The sequence below is a fragment of the Vibrio sp. M250220 genome (assembly GCF_036533795.1).
Classification (GTDB): Bacteria; Pseudomonadota; Gammaproteobacteria; order Enterobacterales; family Vibrionaceae; genus Vibrio.
The window spans coordinates 40,316-51,223 of record NZ_JATABI010000027.1; the positions used below are offsets into that span (position 1 = coordinate 40,316).

The following is a 10,908-nucleotide window of genomic DNA, read 5'->3' on the forward strand; positions in this document are numbered from 1 at the left end:
TGGGGCTGCAATGTTTGCTTGTATGCTAAGCCCTAAATCGGCATAACACGGTTACGGCCTAGCTGTTTGGCCTCATAAAGTAGTTTGTCGGCTCTCTCAATCAGTGAATCTGGCGACTCTCCTGGCTCTAGCTCGGCAACACCTAATGAAATAGTGATATTGCCGACCGACTTAGCGGTACGTCTGTCTTTAACGGTAAGCTTTTCAATGGTTCGTCTCAGACTTTCAGCAAATTGTCTAGCGATGCGAAGAGACTTATTTGGAATAATCAGCGCAAACTCTTCACCACCGAAGCGGTACGCATGAATCCCTTCTCGGCAACTCAATTGCATCCTACGAGCAATTCCTTTAATAACCGTATCTCCGAACAGGTGTCCGTACGAGTCGTTGAAGTTCTTGAAGTGATCGATGTCAGCAAGGATTAAACACATTTTCTGCTCTGCTCGACACAGTGTTTTAATGTCACTATCGAATGCGCGACGGTTGTAAAGGCTGGTTAGTGCATCAAAAAGTGCGTCTTGCTGCACTTCGGCTAATTGACTTTTAAGCTGATTGATCTCTTTCGCCGCGTTTGCAAGCTGGCTGTTGAGGAATCGAGTCGAATTACGAATCTCTCTTGATTCTGCCACCAGTTGTCTTATCACGGTCATCACTTCTTCGAGAGAAACCGATTCATCTTCCACTCTTTCAAGGCTGTCAAAGCTCTTATCAATCAGTTGTGAAAATTCAGAGGTGTCAGAGAGGGTGTCAGTCATTGAACTGGCTACTTCGTTCACCAGAATCTCAATATTAGCCCGAAGATTCCTCATGTCGGTTTCAGAACGAGTGGCAACATAGTTGTTATAGAGTTGTTCGCCTGCCGCGGGTGGGCAGATGCCATAGTTTTCTAAAACGCTGTCTAGTTCTCTGTTTAGCTGAGGGATCGCGTTGTCTACATAGGTGTACCAAAGTGCATAGTTTGCTGGGGTAGCAGCTACGTGATTTTTCATCATTAGCGGGACGGCTTTTTTTAAATTTGCCGTCGATTTTTTAAAGTCGTCGTCTGTCATGTTTTATGAGCATTCTTACTCTAGGCACCTGTTCGTTAAGATTAGCGGATAAAACGCATAGATGCTTGATTTACTAATACTTTGTTCTGACTTATTGATTGATTAAATGAACTTTAGCACATCTAAATACTAGAAGCTGTATAGAGATTGAGCAAATGAAGCGTGACGAATTTAACATCCTGACTGTTGGCGCTTATTCGCCGACAATAACTTCGCTTCTTACGTTGCCTTCTTCCAGTCTGCTAGCACCACGTAACATAGCCTGAATCAAATCGCCAGCGTTGAATTTTTCTAGTGCTTCATGTGCTCCCACTTGCTGAGCACGTTCTACACAAATCTCGCTAGAGAGTGAGGTATGTAAAATGACATAACTGTTACTCAACTCTCGTTCATTTTGGGTCTCGAATGCCAGTTCATAACCATCAAGCCCAGGCATTTCAATATCACTCACTAACATATCGATAGCCTCGCCTTTGGCTGCGCATGCACGCATTAACGCCAAGGCATCCAGCCCGTTGTTACAGATTTGATAGGGGATATTGATACTATCAAGGGCATCAGACAGTTGCTTACGAGCGATAGATGAGTCATCAACCAACAGAATTCTGAGGGCTTTTAAGCGCTCTCGCTCAATATCAGTGAGCATAGGAATATTGGTGGACTCATACTGAGGATAGATTTTTGACAACAGCAGCTCGACATCGAGCATTTGTACAATCTGATCCTTGTATCGGGTAATACCCGTAACGAACACATTATTGCCAGCCGTTTTTGGTGCGGATTCTATCGACTTCCAGTCACATTCAATAATCTTTTCGATGGAGCGAACCATAAAGGCGACTATTGTTCGTAGACAGTCAGTCACAATCAAATAGCATGAATCATACTCTTCTGGCTGAATGGGACGAAAACCGATCGCAGCGGGCATATTTATCACTGGAATGGTCTTATTACGAATAGTGACCGTTCCAATGACATGATGGTGTGAATAAGGGATCTGTGTTGTTGGTTGGTATGGGACGATTTCGCGTACTTTAAGTGTACCAATAGCAAATAGCTGTTTGTTACTGGTGAGAGTAAACATCAGCATACCTTGCGATTGATTTGCTTTACTATGTGTCTTGGCCATTCCATCTTCATCCGAGTACTTGTTACCTTACATGGTAATGTAAAACCATTTAGGGTCAATGAACCTATATCAATTTTGTTATCGTTTGACTGCGAGTCAGATATTTTCAATATTATTAACTCATCGCTTAGATGAAGATCTCATTTTGATCGGGTACAATCGGCCCCATATTAGTTACCAATCACGAGGCATTAACATGGCCAATACAGCAGCTGCTCTGCATATTCTTGTTAAACATAAAGAACAGGCAGAAGACATCATTAAACAGCTTAAAAAGGGCGCTAAATTTCAGACATTAGCAAAGAAGTATTCGACCTGCCCGTCGGGTAAGCGTGGTGGTGACCTTGGTGAGTTCAGATGTGGGCAAATGGTGCCTCAGTTTGACAAAGTCTGTTTCTCTGGCGAAACGCTTGTTCCGCACCTAGTGAAAACTAAGTTTGGTTGGCACGTTGTGAAAGTGCTTTACAGAACATAAGGTTTGAATGCTGTACAGAGCTTGTCAGAGTCTCAAACCTAATCTGTACCGCCTCTTATAGCCAATCAAAACAGCAATAGATGGCAGATGCAAACTGATCTGCCATCTTCGTTTATTTTTGCTCACTTAATCAAAGACTCTGTACAGTAATGGCGACAATCTATGATTAAAAGCGGTGGTTTATTAGTCAGTCATATCCATATAAACTACTTTATATGCGGTTGACGATTTGAATACACGAACTTTAAACCCTACCTCATTTAAAAAATCATAGTTATGCCCTGCGATTGCAGGCCAAACTGCAATTGCAGATAGTCGAGTGGTACCCGTATTGATCAATCGGTGGGCAATAAAGCCTGGAATATGATGCACGCTGCCTGGGAAGACTTTCTCAATGGACACTTCTCCTTGCTCTGTTTGCATGAGTAATAACCCTTCACCCTGCGAGCCCAAATAGAACTCTGCTTGCTCTTTGCGTTGGTGAATGTGCCCTCGGGTCATGTGGAACTCGTCGCCTACACAACCGGGTTCGATATGCGAAACACCAAAGTTTAGCTCTCCTTCTGCTTGCTGCGCAGGTAGCATTTCTACTTGGTAGATGATTTGGTCCTGTGCACTTGCGGCACGTAGGGTTTCGTCGGCAAATACGCCTTCAAGTGCGCCAAGCGTGGTTTCTTTGCAGACAACGTTTTTTGCATCAATATGACCTGTTAAGTAATTGATGCTTGGAGGAATAGATAAATGCATGTTAGTCCTTATCCGCTATTCTGAGTAGTTCAGAAAATGCGAGAAATAGATGGTAAAAACTGCTCGCAGGAGAGTGGCTATTTAACGGCTCTCCCGTGCTATTTACTTGATCGACCCATAATCCGGGTAATGCTGGATCTAAATAATGGACAAAGATGTTTTCCACCGCTTGAGTGATGGCGATTCGGCGACTGTCGCTTGGGGCTCGCTCCCAAAGTGCAATACACGCTTTTAAGTATTCGGTTTGACACCAAAGGCGCGATGTTGGACGCAAGGGCTTTCCATTGGCGTATATCTCGTCCCTAACCAGACCATTGTCGTTATGCCCATATTGCTGTGCAAAGCGGTACAACACATCAATTTCATTGTCGACACAAGCGCCAGTGAGTTTATGGTAATGGTTGAGTAACCAGATCCACTCATAATGATGGCCTGGATCGATGTGGGAGCCTGTTTCAAAGTCAAGTGAGAAATCGGCCTGAAAGAACTCAGCTAAATGGTCACTTTGCATGAAATGAGCTTGGAACAAATGATAGATTTGTGTTGCTCGCTCCAGCCAAATAGGGTTGTCGGTATGTTCGTAGCTGACCATTAACGCTTCGAACAAATGCATGTGAGGATTTTGCCCTTTGTTGACAGTGTTGCCTTCAGTCAGGAAAAAGCCACCTTGTTCCGTATCCCTAAGATATGTTGAGATGTGTTGGTAAATGGTTTCCATTGCGGCTAGAGTAATATCATTAGCCGCTAGTCTGTAATACCAGGCAAACCCAAGAAGTGCGAAAGCTTGCTCGTATAAGTTAATTGCCTCACTACTACTGTCATTGTTTTTGCACAGCGCAAAACGATAACCGGATGATGGTGAGCCAAAGTATGTAAATCCTTGTTCAATGGCAGCCAAAACTTGATTACGACCGTCAATTAGGTTGAGTTTTGTAGCATGGGCGAAGACGTAAACTTGACGTGGCTGCACGCGAAATCTGTGTAAATCGTCATTAAACTCTTGTCCGTCGGAGAGTAAGCCTTCGGCAAAAATCCCGCTTTGATTGGATTGTGCTTTTTGCCATCGAGGTAGGGCATGTTGAGAAAGCCAGTGTTGGCAACGAGCGATTTGAGATGTTAGGGAGTCCATGGTTTACTCCAAAGAATAGGGCACTCAATGAGTGCCCTAGGTATTGAGAATTAGAAGAGACCGATAGCGACACCGATGAAAGAGATAACCACAAGCGAAAGCATTGCTTTTACAGGGCTAAGACCTTTTTTCGCCATCGCAAACCAAGTGCCTAACACGACAATTAATGGCAGCAGTTTAGGGAAAATTCCGTCGAGCATCATTTGCACGTTGATGTCGACGCCGTCTTTGGTTGCAAACTCAAGTCCAGTGCCTAGGTTGACATAACTAGCCGCAACACCGCCCATGACAAAGACACCTAATAACGACAGTGCTTCACGAATCTTAGTTGAACGGTGGCTGACAAGCATCTCAACGGAGCCTGCGCCCATCTTGTAGCCTTTCATAAACAGATGGTAAGAGCCGATAATAGCGATAGCGTTAAATGCCACGATATAGAAGATCGGGCCTAACATGCTACCGCCAGCGGCTAGTGCCATACCAATACTGAGTAAGATAGGTACTAACATACCCGGAATCATGGAATCGCCAATACCAGCAACTGGTCCCATCAAACCGACTTTGAGTGTATTAATGGTCTCGCCGTCAATCGGCTCGCCGTTGGCTTTCTTCTCTTCCATACCCACAGCCATACCATTGATGATAGCGCCCAACTGCGGTTCGGTGTTGTAGAAGGAGGCATGGCGTTTCATCGCTTCTTTTCGGTCTTCTTGATTCGGGTAGAGCTTTTTCAAAGCAGGCATCATACCAAGACAGAAGCCAAACGACTCCAAGCGTTCAAAACTCATCGATGATAGGTTATACATCATCCATGCACGCCAGCATTTCTTTAGGTCTTTTTTGTCGAGTGCGACCTTTGGTTCGATCTCACTACCAAATTTGTTGTGTTGTACAGTCATTAGAATTCATCCTCGTCATCATCAGCCTGTTGAACTGGCGCAGCGTTAGCTGTTTGTGGTTCTGGTTTGTAGTTGTAATGAAGTAGAGCGAATAGTGCGCCAATCATTACCAAACCCACCATGTTGAGGTTTAGGAATACGATGCCAACGAAACCGACTAAGAAATAAATCAGCATCGTAGACTCCTTGATAATCTGCTTTAACAGAATTGCGATACCCACAGCAGGTAAGATGCCACCTAGAACCGTCATAGTGTTAATCACCAAATCGGGGAGGCTAGCCATAAACCCTTCGATGTATTGGTTACCGAAGTAAACCGCAATAAAGGTCGGAATAAAGCGCATCAAGAAGTTGGTGACCTGCGGGTAAATGGCGGAGTTCATGTACATGCTTTTCTCATCACCAGCTTCTATGGCTAAATCCGCCTTATGGTTCCAATAGGAGTTAATGACCATCATAAAGTTGAAGATGATGGTGCCTGCGATACCGATGGTTGCGGCAATAGCAACGGCTACTTCCACGCCCTGTCCAGACATGATACCGAGCGCGACAGCAGGATAGGCGACAAAGTTAAGGTCGGCTGGCATGGAGCCGCCAGGTGTTACCATAGCGATGTAAACGGCTTGTACCGCTACACCAACCATGATGCCAGTTTGAATATCACCTAAGATGATACCCACCAACATACCGGACACGAGTGGTCGAGTGATAGTGTACCAACCACCGGTTAGTCCAAGTAACCAAGGGGTGGAGAGGGCACCGAGATAGCAGAGTATCCCGATAAATACTGCTTCTAAAAACATAATGTCATCCTTTAGCTCACGTATTAGTCTCTCCACTTTTGAAGCTAAAAGCCGCGCCAAAAGTGGAGGTTGTTTTGTTGTTATTTCAGTTTTTGCAGTGCATCTTGCCAGGTGTAGGAACTGGCATCAGGAACCAATCTGAAGTCGATGTGGTGACCGTCTTCTGAGAGGTAGTTAAATGCAGATATTTCTTCTTGGTTGACGCATTGGTTGCCGCCAATTGTCGTTGTGCCTTCTCTAGCGCTCATTGGGCCAACGTTGATTTTGTTATTGAGATTTTCAAGGCTAATACCCGCTTCGCGAATACGGCACAGCGTGACTGGAGATTTCGCGATGACGAAATACTTCTTGTCGCTGGCGATCACCTTCGGTAGCTTGCTGACGGCGGTAGCCGTGTCAAATAGCCAAACTTTAACGTCGGTTACGGCGCCTTTCATGACTTGTGATAGCAATGGGTCAGCTGCTACAGCATCGTCAATGGCCACGATGCCATCACAAGGAAGTTCTTTTGCCCAACGAGTCATTAACTGTCCATGAATAACGCGGTCGTCGATACGCACAAATGAAATAGCCATAGTGTTTCTCCTTAAAAATAGTCTTCTTGTGACAGCTCTACTGGCTTGGCAACCACAACCGTTTTTAGCGCTTCTTGCTGCAAGGTCGCTGCAACCGATGAAGCGTCCGTCTCTTCAACAAAGTCTGCCGTCATTAAAAGTGTTGGGAAGTTAACCCCGGTTACGACTTCCACCTTGGGATTTAAATCTGGGTTGAATGCGTAAGTGCAAGCTACGTTGTAGGGTGTGCCGCATTCCAAATCGCATAACACAATAATGCCGTCGACATTGGGCGCTATCGCATTGATTTCATGGTGAAAATCGTGTTTGAATTGCTCTATGCCTCCCTCTTCGGTCAGACAGATCGCAGTCGTGTTATTGAGTTCGCCAAATACCATGTTGGCGCTACTGATAAGTGCAGTGGCTAATGGGCCGTGACTGGCTACGATAAAATGGAGCATGATTAACCTCTTACGAACGCTTTAATAGTGGCAATTTCTTTTCCTTCGCTTTCGCCATATGGTTGGATGACATAAGCGTCTATGTGAGCTGGGATAACGAAGGTTTCGGCATAATGAACAACAAATGGCTCAAATTTATTGTCTGGACTCAAGATAATTGCCTCCCTACCTTCGACTAAGTTCAGAACATTGACGGTTCCCTCAGTTTTATGAAGAACGGGTTTGCTGAACCAGTGGCGTCGGGTCTCGATAAACTCACGCTCATGCAGGCCCGTTTTCTCTTCTCTCCAGCCTTCGCCTTCTGCGATTGGTGTAATAGCGTTAACTAAATGCTCCTGACACCATTCCGTGTTGCGCTCCCATTGAATCACTTCTTTGCCATGGTCCAAATGTACTGGTCGTGGCAGGTTATCAAGCCCTAGACGATCCCAATCCCACAGTTTGAAAGTGAAGATATATGGGGTTGCACTGATTTCAAGCACCATTGAGTCGGAGCCCGAGCAGTGAATAGTGCCGGCAGGGATTAAGAAATGGTCGTGCTTTTTCGCTGGAAATTGATTGATAAAGCGCTCATCATCGAATGACTTTTCGCCGCGTTGCGCTGCATATAAATCATCCATCATTTCATCTGGGTTGATGCCAGACTTAGTGCCAAGATATACACTGGCTTTTTCTCCAGCGTCTAACATGTAATAGCTTTCGTCTTGGGTATAGTGCATCCCAAATTCGTTCTGAATGTACTCTGTTAGAGGGTGTACTTGCAGGCTTAGATGCTGACCTTGCATGGTATCGAGGAAGTCGAATCGAATTGGGAACTCTGCGCCAAAACGTGCATGGACACTGTCGCCTAAGAGTGCGCGCGGTTGTGTTAATACCAAGTCTTGCGATGGTATTTCGACAACAACGTCACCGTATTTAAGCAGTAAGCTGTTTTCTTCAGGTACGCAGTCAAAACACCATGCATAGTTTGGCTTGTCTTGCTCGAGGTCGCAGACTTCTTTCATCCATTGACCGCCCCAGACCCCTGGGTCAAAGAAAGGCACCAGTCTAAATGGTTGAGTTGTCGCTTGTTGTAAGCCGGCGTTGAACGCTGTGCCAGAGACCATTTTAGGGTCAAAAGCGGTGTTAGTGTCTAATAGAAAATCGACGTCAGACAGCAGTTTGGTCTTATAACGGTCGAATACTCGCCACTCGATAAAGAATGAGCGTTTGTATCTACGTAATACATCCTCATCGTAGTTTTCTGCGCCCCAGTTCCCGAGCTCACCACGGCGGAAGCGTTGTTGGACTTCCCAACGAGCGAGGTCAGCATAAATAAAGGTTTCCCCTTCAGCGACCAATCTTGCGCCATGGCCTAAAACAACGATTAAACCAGAATCAGTGTCTGTAACGGCTTGCTTTAGTTGTTGTAGCTTTTCACAGTCAAAGAACTCGTCCAGCTTGTGTGGTGCAATGACACCAAAGACTCGGTCATCGGTAATGTTGCGTTCTAACATAGCGAAGATATGTTCTTCGGAATATTTTGCGTCGTCCATTGACACCACTAAAGCGGGGGAGAGCGGAGCAACAAGCTGGTCGAGGATTTCATTGTGATTGACACCATGATAGGTATCGATCACCAAAATATGTTTATCTTGGTCCTGAAGGCGTTGTTCAATTGTGTCAACGATACTGCCCCAACCGCGAACGGCTGAGTGGTCAAAGCCCTTCACTTCTACATTTGGAAACTTGTCATAATTGGATTGACCAGATAGGTATTTCATACATCACCTTAAGTTAATCATTTGACTACAGTCTAATCACTCAGTTAATCAATCAACAAATAGGTTAACGCGGTTAACTACTCATTTAGCGTTCGTTAACCCTTGATTTGAAGGCTAACTTTGTAGTTAATCACATAATCATAGCGATAAAAGTCCGTGATTTGGGTTAATCGATTAATCTAGTTTTAATCAGGTAGGAAAGCCGTTATAACTGGCGCTAATTTCATTTACTGGAGTTCAACATGACGAAAGCAACCATCGCAGATGTGGCTAAGTATTGCAGCGTTTCTACCGCAACCGTGTCCATGGTATTGACGAACAAAGGGCGAATCTCTGCCACCACGCGTGAGCGGGTATTAGAAGCGGTTAAAGAGCTTGGTTATGTTTACAATCAGGCCGCTGCCAACTTGCGACACAAGCGCAGTAACCTAGTTGGGCTCGTCATACCGGATATCACCAACCCATTTTTCGCTGAAATGATTGCAGGACTTAGTCACTATCTTGAAGAGCAAGATTCGTTACTCTTTCTCGCAAACGCTGAAGAGAGCGTTGAGCGTCAAAGCAAGTTCATCGATTCGTTGTTGAGTCAGAATGCCGGTGGTGTAGTTATGTGCCCTGCGATGGAAACCGATCTGGACTTTCTGGAGACAGTACAAAGTCGTGGCTTTCCGATAGTGTTGGCTGTTCGACCTATTGGAGAAGATCAATTTGATTTCGTCGGAACCAATAACTTTATGGGCTTACAGTTGGCAACGGAGCACCTTATCAAAAAAGGCCACAAACATATTGCGTTCGTTGGTGGATTGGATATTTCGAAGACGCGTTCCCATCGTCTTGGGGGCTATATGTCAAAGTTGATTGAACATGGGATTCCTTTCAATGAACGATACATTCGAAGCTGTTCAGCGAGCCGCTCCGAGGGAGCGAAGGTAACAAGAGAGCTATTGGATCAACACCCTGAGATAACCGCCATTATTGGCTACCAAGATATTGTTGCTTTTGGAGTCATGCGGGCAATTAAAGATCTCGGTAAAACCGTGGGGAAAGATATCGCAGTTGTGGGTTTTGATGATGTTGCGGAATCTGCCGATACCAACCCCTCGTTGACTTCAATTTCTGTCTCCGCAAGAGAAATAGGCCGAGCGGCGGGAGAGATTATTCTGTCACGCATGGAAGGCGACAAACAGCCATGCAAAAGCGTGGTGTTCCCACCCAAACTGGCGGTGAGAAGCTCATGTGGTGGTTGAGTTGAAATTTACGATTGAGCCATACCACTTAGCTAGTGGTATTTATGGTGTGTGTCCTTTCAATTTTTAAAATGAATGCGCCGATTGTCGCTAAAAGCGTTTGAGGTGATTTAAGGGGGGGGACAAGTCACTTTTAACCCCGAATAGGAAATTGACTACATAATTCGTCCCTTGTTTATTCTATTCTGGTTCTGTTAATTTTGATACTTATTTTGTGTTAGCACTGTTATTACAAAAATATAAACGTAATTTGAATCGGAATATATGTTTTTTAAAAAGAAAAAAATGGTCAAAACCCCCGACCTTAATCAAGATTTTATTGAGTCTTTATATGGATCTCTGGCCGTTATTGAGTTTACCCCTGAAGGGGAGATTTTAAATGCTAGTGATTTGTTTTTATCCTGTGTTGGATACCAAAGGCAAGAAATTATAGGTAAGCACCATTCTCTCTTTTGTTTAGAAGAAATTGCGTTATCGCAACAGTATTCCCATTTTTGGCACAATCTAAATAGCTGATCCTAATTATGCTTCACTTTTTGTACTCCATGACCACCGCTGGGAAACGATGAAATGTTATCCATAAAGTTTCGAACCCGTTTTAATAGTTGCCACATTGCTTTGCATTGATGATTCCGAGTTACTGTTTCATGTA

12 protein-coding genes and 1 pseudogene are annotated in these 10,908 nt (G+C 44.6%); 3 read left to right on the forward strand and 10 right to left on the reverse strand.

Going from position 1 to position 10,908, the window contains the following annotated elements:
• Positions 1-32: 32 nt before the first annotated feature.
• Positions 33-1,049, reverse strand: coding sequence for a GGDEF domain-containing protein (locus tag QTN94_RS10980; RefSeq protein WP_331427665.1), 1,017 nt, complete (start codon positions 1,047-1,049; stop codon positions 33-35).
• Positions 1,050-1,242: 193 nt separating this feature from the next.
• Positions 1,243-2,178: a chemotaxis protein gene (locus tag QTN94_RS10985; protein WP_331427666.1), complete on the reverse strand. Its 936-nt coding sequence runs from the start codon at positions 2,176-2,178 to the stop codon at positions 1,243-1,245.
• A gap of 196 nt (positions 2,179-2,374) precedes the next feature.
• Between QTN94_RS10985 and ppiC the strand changes: the two genes are divergently transcribed.
• Positions 2,375-2,653 carry a peptidylprolyl isomerase PpiC gene (gene ppiC / locus QTN94_RS10990; RefSeq protein ID WP_331427667.1) on the forward strand — a complete coding sequence of 93 codons (279 nt, stop codon included), beginning with the start codon at positions 2,375-2,377 and terminating at the stop codon, positions 2,651-2,653.
• Positions 2,654-2,836: 183 nt separating this feature from the next.
• Here the strand turns inward: ppiC and QTN94_RS10995 are convergent, their stop codons facing one another.
• The 7 genes from QTN94_RS10995 to QTN94_RS11025 form a co-directional block, all read right to left on the reverse strand.
• Complete coding sequence (locus tag QTN94_RS10995) at positions 2,837-3,400, reverse strand: glucose-6-phosphate isomerase family protein (protein WP_331418303.1); 564 nt, start codon at positions 3,398-3,400, stop codon at positions 2,837-2,839.
• Position 3,401: 1 nt separating this feature from the next.
• On the reverse strand, positions 3,402-4,529 hold the full coding sequence (locus tag QTN94_RS11000) for an AGE family epimerase/isomerase (RefSeq protein ID WP_331418301.1): 1,128 nt from the start codon (positions 4,527-4,529) through the stop codon (positions 3,402-3,404).
• 50 nt (positions 4,530-4,579) lie between these two features.
• Complete coding sequence (locus QTN94_RS11005; RefSeq protein WP_331418300.1) at positions 4,580-5,428, reverse strand: PTS system mannose/fructose/sorbose family transporter subunit IID; 849 nt, start codon at positions 5,426-5,428, stop codon at positions 4,580-4,582.
• Entirely contained in the window at positions 5,428-6,231 is an 804-nt protein-coding gene (locus tag QTN94_RS11010; RefSeq protein WP_331418299.1) for a PTS mannose/fructose/sorbose/N-acetylgalactosamine transporter subunit IIC, read from the reverse strand. The genes QTN94_RS11005 and QTN94_RS11010 overlap by 1 nt, the downstream gene beginning before the upstream one ends.
• A gap of 80 nt (positions 6,232-6,311) precedes the next feature.
• Entirely contained in the window at positions 6,312-6,806 is a 495-nt protein-coding gene (locus tag QTN94_RS11015) for a PTS system mannose/fructose/N-acetylgalactosamine-transporter subunit IIB (protein WP_331427668.1), read from the reverse strand.
• A gap of 11 nt (positions 6,807-6,817) precedes the next feature.
• Positions 6,818-7,246 carry a PTS sugar transporter subunit IIA gene (locus QTN94_RS11020; protein WP_331418297.1) on the reverse strand — a complete coding sequence of 143 codons (429 nt, stop codon included), beginning with the start codon at positions 7,244-7,246 and terminating at the stop codon, positions 6,818-6,820.
• A 2-nt stretch (positions 7,247-7,248) separates the two neighbouring features.
• Positions 7,249-9,009 carry a class I mannose-6-phosphate isomerase gene (locus tag QTN94_RS11025; protein ID WP_331418296.1) on the reverse strand — a complete coding sequence of 587 codons (1,761 nt, stop codon included), beginning with the start codon at positions 9,007-9,009 and terminating at the stop codon, positions 7,249-7,251.
• Positions 9,010-9,251: 242 nt separating this feature from the next.
• On the opposite strand from QTN94_RS11025, the gene QTN94_RS11030 reads away from it, so the two are divergent.
• Positions 9,252-10,256 (forward strand): LacI family DNA-binding transcriptional regulator, encoded by a 1,005-nt coding sequence (locus QTN94_RS11030; protein ID WP_331418295.1) that lies wholly within the window; start codon positions 9,252-9,254, stop codon positions 10,254-10,256.
• Positions 10,257-10,520: 264 nt separating this feature from the next.
• Positions 10,521-10,772, forward strand: coding sequence for a hypothetical protein (locus QTN94_RS11035; RefSeq protein ID WP_331427669.1), 252 nt, complete (start codon positions 10,521-10,523; stop codon positions 10,770-10,772).
• A 2-nt stretch (positions 10,773-10,774) separates the two neighbouring features.
• Here QTN94_RS11035 and QTN94_RS11040 read toward each other — a convergent pair.
• Positions 10,775-10,908: pseudogene (locus tag QTN94_RS11040) on the reverse strand (IS630 family transposase); the annotation flags it as partial.